Consider the following 15,706-nt stretch of genomic DNA (forward strand, 5'->3'; position numbering starts at 1 on the left):
GGATGGTCTCGACCTGGAGGTGCCGGTTGCGCAAGGATGCCGCCGTGGCCGATGACCGTCCGCGCGGGGCCCGGCACCGCTCCGTGCCCGACGAGGAACTGATGCGGGCGCTGTACCGCGAGCACGCGGGGCCGCTGCTCGGGTACGTCATGCGCCTCGTCGCCGGCGACCGCCAGCGGGCCGAGGACGTGGTGCAGGAGACGCTCATCCGTGCCTGGAAGAACGCCGGTCAGCTCAACAGGGCCACCGGTTCGGTCCGCCCCTGGCTGGTGACGGTCGCGCGCCGCATCGTCATCGACGGCCACCGCAGCCGGCAGGCCCGGCCGCAGGAGGTCGATCCGTCGCCGCTGGAGGTCATGCCCGCGGAGGACGAGATCGACAAGGCGTTGTGGCTGATGACCCTCTCCGATGCGCTCGACGACCTCACCCCGGCCCACCGGGAGGCGCTCATCGAGACGTACTTCAAGGGACGTACGGTCAACGAGGCGGCCCAGGCGCTCGGCGTACCCAGCGGGACCGTGCGGTCCCGGGTCTTCTACGCCCTGCGCTCCATGAAACTGGCACTGGAGGAACGGGGGGTGACGACATGACGACAGGCGACCACGCGGAGGACTCGCCGCACGAGGCGGTCGGCGCGTACGCGCTCGGCATCCTGGACGACGCCGAGGCCACCGCCTTCGAGGAACACCTCGCGGGCTGCGAGCTGTGCGCCGCCGAACTCGACGGCCTGGCGGGCATGGCGCCGATGCTGGCCACCCTCAAGGAGTTCCCCGGCCCCGCCGCCCAGCCGCTGCGGCCGGCCCCGCCCGGCATGACCACCACCCTGATCAACGAGGTCGCGGCCCAGCGCGCCCGGCGCCGGCGGCGCACCACGTACCTGGTGGCGGCCGCGGCCGCGCTGATCATCGGCGGTCCGGCGGTCGCGGTGGTGGCGACCTCCGGCGACACCGGCACCCAGCAGAGCGCCGAGGCGCACCCGACCAGCCCGGCCGAGGACGCCTTCTTCAACCACATGACCCGGAAGGTGTCGGCGACCGACCCGAAGACCCAGGTCACCGCGACCGTCGGCACCGAGGCCAAGGCCTGGGGCACCCACACCGTCCTGGAGCTGAAGAACGTCAAGGGCCCGCTGAAGTGCAGCCTGATCGCGGTCGGCAAGAACGGCGAACGGGAGACGGTGACCAGCTGGGCGGTGCCGAACTGGGGCTACGGCCTGCCCGACAGCCCGCACGAGACCGCCCGCTACCCGCTGTACGTGCACGGCGGCACGGGACTGGACCGCGCCCAGATCGACCACTTCGAGGTCCGTACCTCCGACGGGAAGGCGCTCGTGGACGTCCCGGCGTGAGCGCCGGGACGCGACGCGGGACGCGACAACCGTCCCGACATGCGGTTCGGCACCGAATTGTGGCCTGACATCGGGTCCCCCTTCGCGTACGGTTGACGGCTGCCCAATGCACGTCAGAAGGGGGCCTCGGTGGCCGCGCAGGATGCCGCTGTCGATTCCGCTGCCGGTACCTCCGAATCCGCTGTGGATTCGGTCCGGGAACGCGAAATCGCTGGGGAACAGGTACATCTCGATCAGGTGTACCGCCGCCTGGAGGAGAAGATCCACGAGGCGGAGTTCCTGATGAACGACGCCGCCAAGCGCGGTCAGGTCGGCACGCCCGGCGCCCTCGCCGAACGCGACGCCCAGGTCTTCCGGGCGGGGGTCCACCTGAACCGGCTCAACAACGAGTTCGAGGACTTCCTCTTCGGCCGGATCGACCTGCTGCTCGGCAAGGACGGCAAGAAGGGCCCGGACGGGGCGTACACCTCGGTCGAACCGGCCGAGGACGCCGTGCGGCCCGACCACACGGCCGACATCGCCGAGACCCTGCACATCGGCCGCATCGGCGTCCTGGACGCCGACTACTCGCCGCTGGTCATCGACTGGCGGGCGCCCGCGGCGGCCCCGTTCTACCGCTCGACGCCGGTCGACCCGGGCCGGGTCGTGCGGCGCCGGGTGATCCGCTCCAAGGGCCGCAAGGTGCTCGGCGTCGAGGACGACCTGATGCGCCCCGAACTCAAGGCGACCCTGGACGGCGCCGAGCTGCCCGTCATCGGTGACGGCGCCCTGATGGCCGCGCTCGGCCAGGCCCGCAGCCACAGCATGCGCGACATCGTGGCGTCCATCCAGGCCGAGCAGGACCTGGTCATCCGGGCACCCGCCGCCTCCGTGACGTACGTCGAGGGCGGCCCCGGCACCGGCAAGACCGCGGTCGCGCTGCACCGCGCGGCCTACCTCCTCTACCAGGACCGCCGCCGTTACGCGGGCGGCATCCTGATCGTCTCGCCGACCCCGCTGCTCGTCGCGTACACCGAGGGCGTGCTGCCCTCGCTCGGCGAGGAGGGCCAGGTCGCGATCCGCGCGGTCGGCAACCTGGTGGACGGCGCGGAGGCCACCGAGTACGACGATCCGGCGGTCGCCCGCGTCAAGGGCTCCTCGCGGATGCTGCACGTGCTGCGCCGGGCCGCCAGGGGCGCCCTGGAAGGCCCGGGGGAGCAGCCCAGACGCTCCCGGCGGCGCGGCGGGGAGCAGCTGGCCCTCGGCGAGGAGGCGCCCGCCCAGCAGCCCGCCCAGCGGCTCCGCGTGGTCGCCTTCGGCGCGCGGATCGAGCTGGAGGGCGAGGAGCTGCGGCGCATCCGCCAGACCGTCCTCGGCGGCACTGCCCCGGTCAACCTGCTGCGCCCGCGCGCCCGCAGGCTGCTCCTGGACGCGCTGTGGGCGAAGTCGGGCGCCGCCGGGCGCCACACCGACCCGGAGCTCGCCGCCGAACTGCGGTCCTCCTTCGACGACGACATCGCCTCCGAGGACGCCTTCGTCGACTTCCTCGCCGCCTGGTGGCCGGAGCTCACCCCGCGCGGGGTGCTCGCCGCGATGGCCGACGAGAAGCGCCTGGGCCGCTGGGCCCGCCGGGTCCTGAACCAGGGCGAGGTGCGCCGCCTGGCCCGTTCGCTGGCGCGCGCCGCCGACGGTGCCTTCTCGGTGCACGACGTGGCCCTGCTCGACGAGCTGGAGACGCTGCTCGGCGCCCCGGCCCGGCCGAAGAAGAAGCGCGAGTACGACCCGCTGGACGCGCTGACCGGCCTGGAGGAGCTGATGCCGCACCGCGAGGAGACCCAGCGCGAGCGCGCGGAGCGGCTCGCCCAGGAGCGCACCGAGTACGCGCACGTCATCGTCGACGAGGCGCAGGACCTCACGCCCATGCAGTGGCGGATGGTCGGCCGGCGCGGGCGCACCGCCACCTGGACGGTCGTGGGCGACCCCGCCCAGTCCTCCTGGTCCGACCCGGACGAGGCCGCCGAGGCCCGCGACGAGGCGCTGGGCAGCCGCCCGCGCCGCCGTTTCGAACTGACCGTCAACTACCGCAACCCCGCCGAGATCGCCGAACTTGCCGCCAAGGTGCTGGCGTTGGCGATGCCGGGCATGAAGTCGCCGGCCGCGGTCCGCTCGACGGGGGTGCGGCCGCGGTTCGCGGTGGTACGCGACGGCGACCTCGCCCGGTGCGTGCGGGAGGAGGCGGCGCGGCTGCTGGACCAGGTCGACGGAACGGTCGGCGTGGTGGTCGCGATGCGGCGCCGCGAACAGGCCGCGCGCTGGCTCGCGGGGCTCGGCGACCGGGTGGTGGCGCTGGGCAGCCTGGAGGCCAAGGGCCTGGAGTACGACGCCACCGTGGTGGTGTCCCCGGCCGAGATCGCGGACGAGTCCCCGGCCGGACTGCGGGTGCTGTACGTGGCGTTGACCCGGGCGACGCAGCAGCTCACGGTCGTCTCGGGGGAGCGGGACGAGCCCGACGCGGACGGGGTGGCGGACCTGCTCCGCGATTAAATTCGGGGTCAACTCGCGATGCGGGGATCACTTGGCGGGGTGGTTTGTTAGCCTGGGTGTGGCACCGGCTCGATCCAAGCCCCCGGGCCCAACCTTAGTCGCTCAGAGCGACCACTTGCCGCGAGGCGAGCATGGCGGGTCGGTGTCATTAACGTGAGCGACAGGCCCACGTCATCTTCGGATGACGTGGGCCTGTTGTCGTTGGTGCTCGGCCACGGCTCCAGCGGCGGGTTGTAGCTTTCGGGGCTTCCGCCGAAGCGACACTTTCTCGTATGGTGGAAACCACTTTCCGAAAAGGGTCGCCCATTATCGGCTACCAGCCAGTAGGTGCGACCATCGGATGGCGCCGCCACGCCACAGCCGGGGCGGTGCTAGCAACGAAGCTAGGGAAAGCAGAGGAACACGGTCATGGCAACGGCGCCCAGCGTCTCGTACTCGATGACGGTCCGCCTTGAGGTGCCCGCCAGCGGCACGGCGGTCTCGCAGCTCACCACGGCCGTGGAGTCCTCCGGCGGGTCGGTGACCGGCCTCGACGTGACCGCCTCCGGCCACGAGAAGCTGCGGATCGACGTCACCATCGCGGCCACCTCCACCTCGCACGCCGACGAGATCGTCGAGAAGCTGCGCGGCATCGAGGGCGTCACCCTCGGCAAGGTCTCCGACCGTACGTTCCTGATGCACCTCGGCGGCAAGATCGAGATGGCGTCCAAGCACCCCATCCGCAACCGTGACGACCTCTCCATGGTCTACACCCCGGGCGTGGCCCGGGTGTGCATGGCGATCGCCGAGAACCCCGAGGACGCCCGGCGCCTCACCATCAAGCGAAACTCCGTCGCAGTTGTGACGGACGGCTCCGCGGTGCTCGGCCTCGGCAACATCGGCCCGATGGCCGCGCTGCCCGTCATGGAGGGCAAGGCGGCCCTCTTCAAGCGCTTCGCCGGCATCGACGCCTGGCCGATCTGCCTGGACACCCAGGACTCCGACGCGATCGTCGAGATCGTCAAGGCGATCGCCCCGGGCTTCGCGGGCATCAACCTGGAGGACATCTCCGCGCCGCGCTGCTTCGAGATCGAGGCCCGTCTGCGCGAGGCCCTCGACATCCCCGTCTTCCACGACGACCAGCACGGCACCGCGATCGTGGTGCTGGCCTCGCTGACCAACGCACTGCGCGTGGTGGGCAAGGGAATTGGCGACGTACGCGTCGTCATGTCCGGCGCCGGCGCGGCCGGTACGGCCATCCTCAAGCTGCTGCTCGCGGCCGGCGTCAAGAACGCGGTCGTCGCCGACATCCACGGCGTGGTCCACTCGGGCCGCGAGGACCTGGTCGACGCGAGCCCCGGGTCCGCGCTGCGCTGGATCGCCGACAACACCAACCCCGAGGGCCTGACCGGCACGCTCAAGGAGGCCGTGGTCGGCGCCGACGTCTTCATCGGCGTATCCGCCCCCAACGTCCTGAACGGCGACGACGTGGCCGCGATGGCCGACGGCGCGATCGTGTTCGCGCTCGCGAACCCGGACCCCGAGGTGGACCCCGCAATCGCCCGCCAGACCGCGGCAGTTGTGGCCACCGGGCGCTCGGACTTCCCGAACCAGATCAACAACGTGCTGGTCTTCCCCGGCGTCTTCCGCGGCCTGCTCGACGCGCAGTCCCGCACCGTCAACACCGAGATGATGCTGGCCGCGGCCGGCGCGCTCGCGGACGTCGTCGCCGAGGACGAGCTCAACGCGAACTACATCATCCCGTCGGTCTTCAACGACAAGGTGGCCGGAGCGGTCGCCGGAGCCGTCCGCAACGCCGCCAAGGCCGCCGGTGGCGCTGTGACGGCGCCCACGTCGGCCTGAGCTCCGGCGCGTCGCGGGATGCGGGCCCAGTAACGCCCCCTTAGGGTGGCGGACCATGACCCGCCTGCACCGGCCCTGGCCCGGGAGTCCCCACCGTGTCGACGGAGCGTCACCTTGATGAGGCAGTGGCGCTTTTCGTGTGACTCGGTGTGACTCGGGAGGGTGCCGGATTGGCTTTCCCGCCGTAGGTGGGGGCAGGATGCTCCCCCAAGGACTTCGTCCAGGGGGGACCCCCAGGACGCGAGGTCGTGCAAGCGGACCCGGGTCCGGGGACTGTTCGAGGGCCCTGGCAGCATCGGCTTCGCTGTACTCAACATGCGGCTTCCGCCGCGTGGCACGCCTCACAGGCAAGAAGAACACGGGAGTAAGAACATGAACCGCAGTGAGCTGGTGGCCGCGCTGGCCGACCGCGCCGAGGTGACCCGCAAGGACGCCGACGCCGTGCTGGCCGCTCTCGCCGAGACCGTCGGCGAGATCGTCGCCAAGGGCGACGAGAAGGTCACCATCCCCGGCTTCCTGACCTTCGAGCGCACCCACCGTGCCGCTCGTACCGCTCGTAACCCGCAGACCGGCGACCCGATCAACATCCCGGCCGGCTACAGCGTGAAGGTCTCCGCGGGCTCGAAGCTCAAGGAAGCCGCCAAGGGCAAGTAAGCGTCCCTGGCTTTGCAAGGCGCTTAGCAGCAACAAGAAGGGGGCCACCCGTGCAGGGTGGCCCCCTTCCGCATCCCCCGGGCCCCTCATCTCCGGGCTTCCCCCGGGCCCTCGCATCCCCCTGGGCTCCGCCCCGGACCTCTTCAGCGATCCCTGGGCTCTGCCCCGGGCCCCTGCCGTATCCCCTGGGCTGGCGCCCCGGGCCCTTCCACATCCCCTGGGCTCCGCCCTGAGGCCCCCTGCGGGGACGGCGTCCCCTGGACCCCTCCCCGGGGCTCTGGCCCCGGCCCCTTCCGTGTCCCCTGGGCTCCGCCCCCAGGCCTCCTGCGGGGACAGTGGCACCTGCGCCCCTCCCCGGGGTGCTCCGGCCTGGGCCCCTTCAGCAACCCCCAGGGTCCGCCCTGGGCCTGCGCGGCTCCGGCCTCGTACCGAGCCTTCGAGGGGTTTCCCCGAGGTGGCCCTGCCAGCGTCTCCGCGCCGCCCTCGCTGGGGCCCTCCAGCAGCACTCCTGGGGCTCCGCCCCAGACCCCGCTCCTCAAACGCCGCAGGGGCTGAATTTGGCGCCTCCCCCTGCAACCGGCGCAGGGGATTTCGCGTACCGCATCCTTCGACCGCCGGGTGGGCTGGTGCCGCTCCCGTCACCCTCATCTGCCGGAGGGGCTGAATGTCGCGCCTGTCACCCTTCGACTGCCGGGCGGCCCCCCGGGCCAGTGCTCCTCCAGCGCTCGAACGAGTTCGTCGGGGTGTCAAAAAGCCGGGCGGGCTGGGGGATCCAGCCCGTCCGGCGTTTGAGGACGAGCGGCCTGAGGCCGTGGAGCAGCGACCGCGGGCCGCGGGTGGTGACCGGCCGGGAGGCCGTACCGGGTGGCGGCCGGAGGCCACCGAGGGGGCCGGGGCTGGGCCCCAGGGGGTTACACCAGGGAACCGTTGGGGAGTTCCACCTTCGCCCCGAGGCTCTCCAGCTTCTCCATGAAGTTCTCGTAGCCCCGGTTGATCAGGTCGATGCCGTGCACCCGGGACGTGCCCTGGGCCGCCAGCGCCGCGATGAGGTACGAGAAGCCGCCCCGGAGGTCCGGGATGACCAGGTCGGCGCCCTGGAGCTTCGTGGGGCCGCTCACGACCGCGGAGTGCAGGAAGTTGCGCTGACCGAAGCGGCAGTCCGAGCCGCCCAGGCACTCGCGGTAGAGCTGGATGTGCGCGCCCATCTGGTTCAGCGCCGAGGTGAAGCCGAGCCGGGACTCGTACACCGTCTCGTGCACGATGGACAGGCCGGTGGCCTGGGTCAGGGCGACCACGAGCGGCTGCTGCCAGTCGGTCTGGAAGCCGGGGTGCACGTCCGTTTCGAGGGCGATGGACTTGAGCGAGCCGCCGGGGTGCCAGAAGCGGATGCCCTCGTCGTCGATCTCGAAGGCGCCGCCGACCTTCCGGTAGGTGTTCAGGAACGTCATCATCGAGCGCTGCTGGGCGCCGCGGACGTAGATGTTGCCCTCGGTCGCCAGCGCGGCGGACGCCCAGGAGGCGGCCTCCAGACGGTCCGAGAGGGCCCGGTGGGTGTAGCCGCCGAGCTTGTCGACACCGGTGACCCGGATGGTCCGGTCGGTGTCCATCGCGATGATCGCGCCCATCTTCTGCAGGACGCAGATGAGGTCCTCGATCTCCGGCTCGACCGCGGCGTTGGAGAGCTCGGTCACCCCCTCCGCGAGCACGGCGGTCAGCAGGACCTGCTCGGTGGCGCCGACCGAGGGGTAGGGCAGCCGGATCTTGCAGCCGCGAAGGCGCTGCGGGGCCTCCAGGTACTGGCCGTCCGCGCGCTTCTCGATGGTCGCGCCGAACTGCCGCAGCACCTCGAAGTGGAAGTCGATGGGCCGGCCGCCGATGTCGCAGCCGCCGAGGCCCGGGATGAAGGCGTGGCCCAGGCGGTGCAGCAGCGGGCCGCAGAGCAGGATCGGGATCCGCGAGGAACCCGCGTGCGCGTCGATGTCGGCGACGTTCGCGGACTCGACGTGGGAGGGGTCGAGGATCAGCTCGCCCGGCTCGTCGCCGGGACGGACGGTGACGCCGTGCAGCTGCAGCAGGCCCCGTACGACGCGTACGTCGCGGATGTCGGGCACATTGCGCAGTCTGCTCGGGCCGCTGCCGAGAAGGGCGGCGACCATCGCCTTCGGCACGAGGTTCTTCGCGCCGCGGACGCGGATCTCGCCCTCGAGCGGGGTTCCGCCGTGGACAAGCAGTACATCGTCTGTGCCGGTCATGAATCTCGCGTTCCGGAGTGGTCGGGCAAGGGGCAGGGATAAAGGGTAAGGGGCTTTCACCCCTGCCCCATAAGGCCGAGGAGGGTTCAGAGACGTAATGAATTCGCTACAGCACGCTCCGCGCAGGGACTCCTGCACAGCGTCACGGCCCCCGGCCGCCGCTTCAGGGCGCGCCCGGCGGGCCGGTGGAGTGGCGTGCGCCCCACTGCTGCCGTGCGCCCTCCCGTCACCCGACCGCCGCCCCCTGGCGACGCTCTTCGCGCGGCGTCTTTCTTCCCGCGCCGCCCCGTTGTGCGGGATCATGTCCGCATGACCGAGGTGTCCTCGCTCACAGGGCGGCTGCTCGTGGCGACCCCCGCGCTCGCGGATCCGAACTTCGACCGCGCGGTGGTGCTGCTCCTCGACCACGACGAGGAGGGCACGCTCGGCGTGGTCCTGAACCGGCCGACGCCGGTCGGCGTCGGCGACATCCTGGAGTCCTGGGCGGAACTCGCGGGCGATCCGGGCGTGGTCTTCCAGGGCGGCCCGGTCTCCCTCGACTCGGCCCTCGGGGTCGCCGTCATCCCCGGTGACGAGGGGCCGCTGGGCTGGCGGCGGGTCTACGGGGCGATCGGCCTGGTCGACCTGGAGACGCCGCCGGAACTGCTGGCCGCCGCCCTCGGATCGCTGCGGATCTTCGCCGGGTACGCGGGCTGGGGGCCGGGCCAGCTGGAGGACGAGCTGAGCGACGGCGCCTGGTACGTGGTCGAGTCGGAGCCCGGTGACGTCTCGTCCCCCGAGCCCGAGAGCCTGTGGCGGGCGGTGCTGCGCCGCCAGCGCAGCGAGCTGGCGATGGTCGCCACCTATCCGGACGATCCCTCGCTCAATTGACGGTGTGGCGACGCCCTTCCGCCGCATCCGGTCGCCTTCAGTACCCTTGGTGGTTATGAGCACTCTTGAGCCCGAGCGCGGGGCAGGTACGGGGACCCTCGTAGAGCCGACACCCCAGGTGTCGAACGGCGACGGCGACCACGAGCGCTTCGCCCACTACGTCCAGAAGGACAAGATCATGGCGAGCGCGCTCGACGGTACGCCCGTCGTGGCGCTCTGCGGCAAGGTCTGGGTACCGGGGCGCGACCCGAAGAAGTACCCGGTCTGCCCGATGTGCAAGGAGATCTACGAGTCCATGGGCGCCGGTGGCGACAAGGACAAGGGCGGCAAGGACAAGAAGTAGCCCGCGGGGCGGTCCTTCCACCGAGGCGGTCCCTGGGGTGTGCGTCACGCACACCCCAGGGACCGTTCTGTGTTTCCGGGTTGTCCAGACCTCTTGCCGAGCGCTTTGCCTCCGCCATAACCTCCTCCCTGTTGTGCAGTATGCGAAACGCTCGTTGCGTATGTTGCAACGCGATGGAGGGGATCCCCGCCGTGAAGCTCTCTGCCCGAACTGCCCTGCCGCTGGCGGCACTTGCCCTCGCCGGCCTGACCGCCTGTGCCCCGGGGACCTCCGACAACAGCGCGAAGAGTGACGACAAGAGCGGCACGCTCCGGGTCTGGCTCTTCCAGGAGGTGAGCAACGGGCCCAAGCAGCAGGTCGTGGACAAGGCCGTGGCCGCCTTCAAACAGGCGCACAAGGGGGCCGAGGTGCAGGTCGAGTACATCCCCGTCGAGACCCGCGCGCAGAAGATCAAGGCCGCCTTCAACGACCCGGCGTCCGCCCCTGACCTGATCGAGTACGGCAACACCGACACGGCCGGTTACGTCAAGGACGGCGGACTCGCCGACGTGAGCGCCGAGTTCGCGGCCTGGCCCGAGGCGAAGGACACCGATCCGACGGCGAAGCAGTCCGTCACGGTGGGCGGGAAGGTGTACGGGGCGCCGCTGTTCGTCGGCGTCCGCGCGCTGTACTACCGCACCGACGTCCTCAAGGACCTGAACGTCGCCGTACCGAAGAGCCAGGACGAGCTGATCGCGGCGGCGAAGAAGATCCACCGGGCCAGACCCGACCTGTACGGGCTCGCCGTGGGCGGCGCCTACACCTACGGGGCGCTGCCGTTCCTCTGGGCCCATGGTGGCGAACTGGCCACCGAGAACGGCGGAAAATACACCTCGGCGATCGACAGCGCGGCCGCCCGCAAGGGCATCGAGGCCTACACCTCGCTCTTCGGGGACGACAACTGCCCCGCCGCCAAGTGCGCGCAGATGGGCGGCAACGCGACCGTCACCGCCTTCGCCAACGGCAAGGCGGCCATGGCGATCGGCGGCGACTTCAACCACGCCGCCGTCGAGGCGGGCACCGTCAAGGGCACGTACGCGGTCGTGCCGCTGCCGGGCCTGACGGCGGGCTCGGTCGCCCCCGCCTTCGCGGGCGGCAACAACATCGGCGTGCTGAAGAGCAGTTCGCACCGCACGCTCGCCGTGGGCCTCATGGAGCAGCTGGCCGGCAAGGCCACCCAGCGCGGGTTGTTCGACGCGATGGGCTTCCTGCCGACCTACACCGACGTGCGGGCGGACGTCGCGAAGAAGCAGCCGTTCGTCGAGCCGTTCGTACGCACCCTGGCGTCCGGCGCCAAGTTCGTTCCCGCGTCCCCCGGTTGGGGTCAGATCGACTCCTCGCTCGTGCTGCCGACGATGTTCCAGGAGATCGTCAGCGGCAAGAAGGACGTCGCGAAGGCGTCGACGGACGCCGCGAAGAGGATGAACGACGTGTTCGGGGCGGCGGGTTGAGCCCCGTGACCGCCGAGCCGGTCTCGGCCCCGCCGACGGCCTCGGCGCAGCCGCCCGGGCGCCCGCGCGTCCGCTCGCACCGGCAGGCGGGCTGGACCCCGTGGCTGTACCTGGCCCCCGCCCTCGTCGTCCTCGCCGCGCTCCTCGTCTACCCGATCTACCAACTCGGCCTGATCTCCTTCCTGGAGTACACCCAGGCCCAGGTCAGCGGCGGCGAGCCGACCAGCTTCCAGGGCCTGGGGAACTACGCCACGCTGTTCTCGGACGGCCAGTTCTGGTCGGTGCTGCTGGCCACCGTCGTCTTCGCGGCGGCCTGCGTCCTGAGCACCCTCGCCGTGGGCTGCGCGCTGGCCGTGCTGCTCACGCGGGTACGCACGCTGCCCCGGCTCGCGCTGATGCTGGCGGCACTCGGCGCGTGGGCGACGCCCGCGATCACCGGCTCCACCGTGTGGATGTTCCTGTTCGACCCCGACTTCGGCCCGGTCAACCGGGTCCTGGGCCTGGGCGACCACTCGTGGACGTACGGCCGCTCCAGCGCGTTCCTGCTCGTCCTGCTCGAAGTGGTGTGGTGCTCGTTCCCGTTCGTGATGGTCACGGTGTACGCCGGGATCCGCGCGATTCCGGGCGAGGTGCTGGAGGCGGCCGCGCTGGACGGGGCCTCGCAGTGGCGGATCTGGCGGTCGGTGATGGTGCCGATGCTGCGCCCGATCCTGACCGTCGTCACGATCCAGTCCGTCATCTGGGACTTCAAGGTGTTCACGCAGATCTACGTCATGACCAACGGCGGCGGCATCGCGGGCCAGAACCTGGTCCTCAACGTGTACGCGTACCAGAAGGCGTTCGCGTCCTCGCAGTACAGCCTCGGCTCGGCGATCGGGGTGGTGATGCTGCTGATCCTGCTGGCGGCGACGCTGGTGTACCTGCGGCTGCTGCGCGGGCAGGGGGAGGAGCTGTGAGTTCCGTACGGGTACGTCGTCCCGGGCGGCTCGCCGCCGAGGGGGTCGCGCTGGTGGTGGCGGGGGTCGTCGCCTTCCCCCTGTACTGGATGGTGCTCTCGGCCCTCAAACCGGCGGGGGAGGTGCAGTCGGCGCACCCCAGGCCGTGGACCCTCGCCCCCTCCCTGGACTCCTTCCGCCGTGTCTTCTCGCAGCAGGACTTCGGCCGCTACTTCCTCAACAGCCTGGTCGTGGCGGGGTCGGTGGTGCTCGCCTCCGCCCTCATCGCCTTCCTGGCGGCGACGGCGGTGACGCGCTTCCGGTTCAGGTTCCGCACCACGCTGCTGATCATGTTCCTGGTGGCGCAGATGGTGCCGGTCGAGGCGCTGACGATCCCGCTGTTCTTCCTGATGCGGGACCTGGGGCAGCTCAACACGCTGGGGTCGCTGATCCTGCCGCACCTCGCCTTCTCGCTGCCCTTCGCGATCTGGATGCTGCGGGGGTTCGTGAAGGGGGTGCCGGTCGCGCTGGAGGAGGCGGCGGCCCTCGACGGGGCGAGCCGTACGCGCTTCCTCTGGCAGATCCTGTTCCCCCTGGTCTTCCCCGGGCTGGTGGCGACGAGCGTCTTCTCCTTCATCTCGGCGTGGAACGACTTCCTGTTCGCGAAGTCGTTCATCATCAGCGACACGTCGCAGTCCACGCTGCCGATGGCCCTGCTGGTCTTCTTCAAGCCGGACGAGAACGACTGGGGCGGGATCATGGCGGCGTCGACGGTGATGACGCTGCCGGTCCTGGTCTTCTTCGTGCTGGTTCAGCGGCGGTTGGTGTCGGGGGTGGGGGGTGCGGTCAAGTGACCGGCTTGGCCCGGTTCCTGCGAGGGTGGGGCCCCTCGACCCCCTTCGGGGCTCGCCCCGTGGCGGGGGGCCGCCGACCCCGCGACGGGGGGTCGCCCTGGGCCCGGGGGGGTTTGCCTGCCCACCCGCCCGTGCAGGGGGTTGGTGGGTTCCGCCCCTGGGGCTCCGCCCCAGACCCCGGGGGGTTTGCCCACCCGCCCGCCCGTGCAGGGGGTTATGAGGACATTTCTGGGGCTGCGCCCCAGACCCCCGCGGGGGCTGCGCCCCCTGCACCCCTGCCGGGGGGGCGCCCCAGACCCCCTGCCGGGGCTTCGCCCCAGACCCCTGCGGGGGTTTCACCCCAGGCCCCTGCACCCCTGCGGGGGTTTCACCCCAGGCCCCTGCACCCTGCGGGGACTGCGCCCCCCTGCACCCCTGCGGGGGTTGCGCGCCCTGCACCCCTGCGGGGGTTCTCCCCCATCACCCCTGCGGGGGTTGTGCCCCAGACCCTGCGTGGGCTGTGCTCCCTGCACCCCCACCGGGGGTGTCGCCCCCTGCACCCCCGCCGGGGCCATGGCCCAGCCCCCACAGCGGTGCACCGCTGTGGGGGCTGGGCCATGGCCCCGTGTCTCTTGTGGCGCGCGCCGCTTCCTACGGCGGCCGACCACCCTCGGCCCCCGGCCCACCGATCCAGCCTCTCCGGTGTTTGAGGAGCCGGGAGTCGGGGGCGGCGCTCGGCTCCGGACCTCGGCCCGCTCGGCTCTCCCGGAGGGGCTCGGGTAGGGGTGGGGTGGGGAAGGAACAAAGTCGCAACCCAACCCAACGCATCGTCCAGCACGAAGGGACCCCATGAACACCGACGCCAGCAACCCTCCGACCCCCAGCCCCCTGGACACCAGCGCCCCCACCTTGATCCCCCACCCCCACACGTACCGCCCCGCCGGGCCCAACCGCCGCCCCCTGAGCCCCCGCACCACCCTCCACACCGCCCCCGGCACCGAAGCCCTCGCGCGTCTTGTGCGGGAGACGGTCGGGGCGGCGACCGGGTTCGGGTTGCCCGACGGGGACGCCGGGCCGGACAGCGTCGTGCTGCGGATCAGCGCCGAAGTGGGCGAGCGGCACGGGCCGGAGGGGTACCGGCTCTCCACCGACGGCTCCGTGGAGGACGTCGCCGCACTCATCGAGGGCGGCACCGCGGCCGGTGTGTTCCGCGGCATGCAGACGCTCCGTCAGCTGCTCGGCCCCGACGCCTTCCGGCGCGCGCCGGTCGAGGCCGGGCGCGCCTGGGACCTGCCGGAGGTCGTCGTCGAGGACCGGCCCCGGTTCGGCTGGCGCGGCCTCATGCTGGACGTCTCGCGGCACTTCATGCCGAAGGACGGCGTACTGCGCTACCTCGATCTCATCGCCGCCCACAAGCTCAACGTCTTCCACTTCCACCTCACCGACGACCAGGGGTGGAGGGTGGAGATCAAGCGGTACCCCCGGCTCACCGAGGTCGGCGCCTGGCGCGCCAGGAGCAAGTGGGGGCACCGCGCATCGCCCCTGTGGGACGAGAAGCCGCACGGGGGCTACTACACCCAGGACGACATCCGCGAGATCGTCGCGTACGCCGCCGAGCGGCATATCCGGGTCGTCCCCGAGATCGACATCCCGGGACACTCGCAGGCCGCCATCGCCGCGTACCCCGAACTCGGCAACACCGACGTCATCGACACCGCCTCCCTCTCCGTCTGGGACACCTGGGGCGTCAATCCGAACGTACTCGCCCCCACTGACACCACCCTCCGGTTCTACGAAGGGGTGTTGGAGGAGGTGCTGGAGATGTTCCCCGAGGCCACCTCGCCGTTCATCCACATCGGCGGCGACGAGTGCCCCAAGGAGCAGTGGCAGAAGTCGGACATCGCGCAGGCGCGGATCCGCGAGCTCGGGCTCGCCGGGGAGAACGAGCTCCAGTCCTGGCTCATCCGGCACTTCGACACCTGGCTCAGCGCCCGCGGCCGCCGGCTCATCGGCTGGGACGAGATCCTGGAGGGCGGCCTCGCCCCCGGCGCCGCCGTCGCGTCCTGGCGCGGCTACGGCGCCGGGATCGCCGCCGCCGAGGCCGGGCACGACGTCGTGATGTGCCCCGAGCAGTTCGTGTACCTGGACCACCGCCAGGCCGGCGGCGAGGACGAGCCCATGCCCATCGGCTACGTCCGCACCCTGGAGGACGTCTACCGCTTCGAGCCCCTGCCGCCCCGGCTCGCCCCCGAGGCCGCCGCCCGGGTGCTCGGCACCCAGGCCAACGTGTGGACCGAGGTGATGGAGAACCAGTCCCGCGTCGACTACCAGGTGTTCCCCCGGCTCGCCGCCTTCGCCGAGGTCGCCTGGAGCACCCTGCCCGCCCCCGCCGAGCGCGACTTCGCGGATTTCGAACGGCGAATGACCGCCCATTACCGGCGCCTTGACGCGCTCGGCGTCGACTACCGGCCACCCTCGGGCCCGTTGCCGTGGCAGCAGCGTCCCGGCGTGCTCGGACGCCCGATCGAGGGGGCGCCCCCAAACAGGTGAGCCCGGGCGCAAGGTGGGTGACCGGCGGCCGTGTCCCTGGGAGCGTGACCCCGGGTCACGGCCGCC

The 15,706-nt window shown here is 71.5% G+C and carries 12 protein-coding genes; 11 read left to right on the top strand and 1 reads right to left on the bottom strand.

Annotated features, from left to right (window positions below):
- Positions 1 to 2: 2 nt before the first annotated feature.
- From DT019_RS11155 to DT019_RS11175, 5 genes are all read left to right on the top strand, one after another.
- The gene (locus tag DT019_RS11155; RefSeq protein WP_114036601.1) at positions 3 to 590 is read left to right on the top strand and encodes a sigma-70 family RNA polymerase sigma factor; all 588 of its coding nucleotides are present in this window, start codon (positions 3 to 5) and stop codon (positions 588 to 590) included.
- On the top strand, positions 587 to 1,348 hold the full coding sequence (locus DT019_RS11160; protein ID WP_114036602.1) for an anti-sigma factor family protein: 762 nt from the start codon (positions 587 to 589) through the stop codon (positions 1,346 to 1,348). The genes DT019_RS11155 and DT019_RS11160 overlap by 4 nt, the downstream gene beginning before the upstream one ends.
- A gap of 129 nt (positions 1,349 to 1,477) precedes the next feature.
- Positions 1,478 to 3,871 carry a HelD family protein gene (locus DT019_RS11165; RefSeq protein ID WP_114036603.1) on the top strand — a complete coding sequence of 798 codons (2,394 nt, stop codon included), beginning with the start codon at positions 1,478 to 1,480 and terminating at the stop codon, positions 3,869 to 3,871.
- Positions 3,872 to 4,279: 408 nt separating this feature from the next.
- Positions 4,280 to 5,713 (top strand): NAD-dependent malic enzyme, encoded by a 1,434-nt coding sequence (locus tag DT019_RS11170; RefSeq protein WP_114036604.1) that lies wholly within the window; start codon positions 4,280 to 4,282, stop codon positions 5,711 to 5,713.
- Between the two features lie 372 nt (positions 5,714 to 6,085).
- Positions 6,086 to 6,367 (top strand): HU family DNA-binding protein, encoded by a 282-nt coding sequence (locus DT019_RS11175; protein WP_003968811.1) that lies wholly within the window; start codon positions 6,086 to 6,088, stop codon positions 6,365 to 6,367.
- A 911-nt stretch (positions 6,368 to 7,278) separates the two neighbouring features.
- Here the strand turns inward: DT019_RS11175 and murA are convergent.
- Positions 7,279 to 8,619: a UDP-N-acetylglucosamine 1-carboxyvinyltransferase gene (murA, locus tag DT019_RS11180; RefSeq protein ID WP_114036605.1), complete on the bottom strand. Its 1,341-nt coding sequence runs from the start codon at positions 8,617 to 8,619 to the stop codon at positions 7,279 to 7,281.
- A gap of 309 nt (positions 8,620 to 8,928) precedes the next feature.
- Between murA and DT019_RS11185 the strand changes: the two genes are divergently transcribed.
- The 6 genes from DT019_RS11185 to DT019_RS11210 all read left to right on the top strand — a co-directional run bounded on the left by DT019_RS11185 (position 8,929) and on the right by DT019_RS11210 (position 15,640).
- On the top strand, positions 8,929 to 9,489 hold the full coding sequence (locus DT019_RS11185) for a YqgE/AlgH family protein (protein WP_114036606.1): 561 nt from the start codon (positions 8,929 to 8,931) through the stop codon (positions 9,487 to 9,489).
- A gap of 55 nt (positions 9,490 to 9,544) precedes the next feature.
- Entirely contained in the window at positions 9,545 to 9,832 is a 288-nt protein-coding gene (locus tag DT019_RS11190) for a DUF3039 domain-containing protein (RefSeq protein ID WP_078966510.1), read from the top strand.
- Positions 9,833 to 10,023: 191 nt separating this feature from the next.
- A complete protein-coding gene (locus DT019_RS11195) occupies positions 10,024 to 11,322 on the top strand; it encodes an extracellular solute-binding protein (protein ID WP_114036607.1) in 1,299 nt (432 codons plus the stop codon).
- A gap of 5 nt (positions 11,323 to 11,327) precedes the next feature.
- Entirely contained in the window at positions 11,328 to 12,278 is a 951-nt protein-coding gene (locus tag DT019_RS11200; protein ID WP_223279422.1) for a carbohydrate ABC transporter permease, read from the top strand.
- Positions 12,275 to 13,111: a carbohydrate ABC transporter permease gene (locus DT019_RS11205; protein ID WP_114036609.1), complete on the top strand. Its 837-nt coding sequence runs from the start codon at positions 12,275 to 12,277 to the stop codon at positions 13,109 to 13,111. The genes DT019_RS11200 and DT019_RS11205 overlap by 4 nt, the downstream gene beginning before the upstream one ends.
- 828 nt (positions 13,112 to 13,939) lie before the next feature.
- A complete protein-coding gene (locus DT019_RS11210) occupies positions 13,940 to 15,640 on the top strand; it encodes a beta-N-acetylhexosaminidase (protein ID WP_114036610.1) in 1,701 nt (566 codons plus the stop codon).
- The last annotated feature ends 66 nt before the right edge of the window (positions 15,641 to 15,706 follow it).

This window comes from Streptomyces sp. SDr-06, from assembly GCF_003324565.1.
GTDB lineage: Bacteria > Actinomycetota > Actinomycetes > Streptomycetales > Streptomycetaceae > Streptomyces.

Bases quoted from the DNA above. Each gene is read 5' to 3' on its own strand.
- DT019_RS11175 (WP_003968811.1), top strand. From the start codon at position 6,086: ATGAACCGCAGTGAGCTGGTGGCCGCGCTGGCCGACCGCGCCGAGGTG.
- DT019_RS11185 (WP_114036606.1), top strand. From the start codon at position 8,929: ATGACCGAGGTGTCCTCGCTCACAGGGCGGCTGCTCGTGGCGACCCCC.
- DT019_RS11190 (WP_078966510.1), top strand. From the start codon at position 9,545: ATGAGCACTCTTGAGCCCGAGCGCGGGGCAGGTACGGGGACCCTCGTA.
- DT019_RS11160 (WP_114036602.1), top strand. From the start codon at position 587: ATGACGACAGGCGACCACGCGGAGGACTCGCCGCACGAGGCGGTCGGC.
- DT019_RS11155 (WP_114036601.1), top strand. From the start codon at position 3: ATGGTCTCGACCTGGAGGTGCCGGTTGCGCAAGGATGCCGCCGTGGCC.
- murA (WP_114036605.1), bottom strand. From the start codon at position 8,619: ATGACCGGCACAGACGATGTACTGCTTGTCCACGGCGGAACCCCGCTC.
- DT019_RS11170 (WP_114036604.1), top strand. From the start codon at position 4,280: ATGGCAACGGCGCCCAGCGTCTCGTACTCGATGACGGTCCGCCTTGAG.
- DT019_RS11210 (WP_114036610.1), top strand. From the start codon at position 13,940: ATGAACACCGACGCCAGCAACCCTCCGACCCCCAGCCCCCTGGACACC.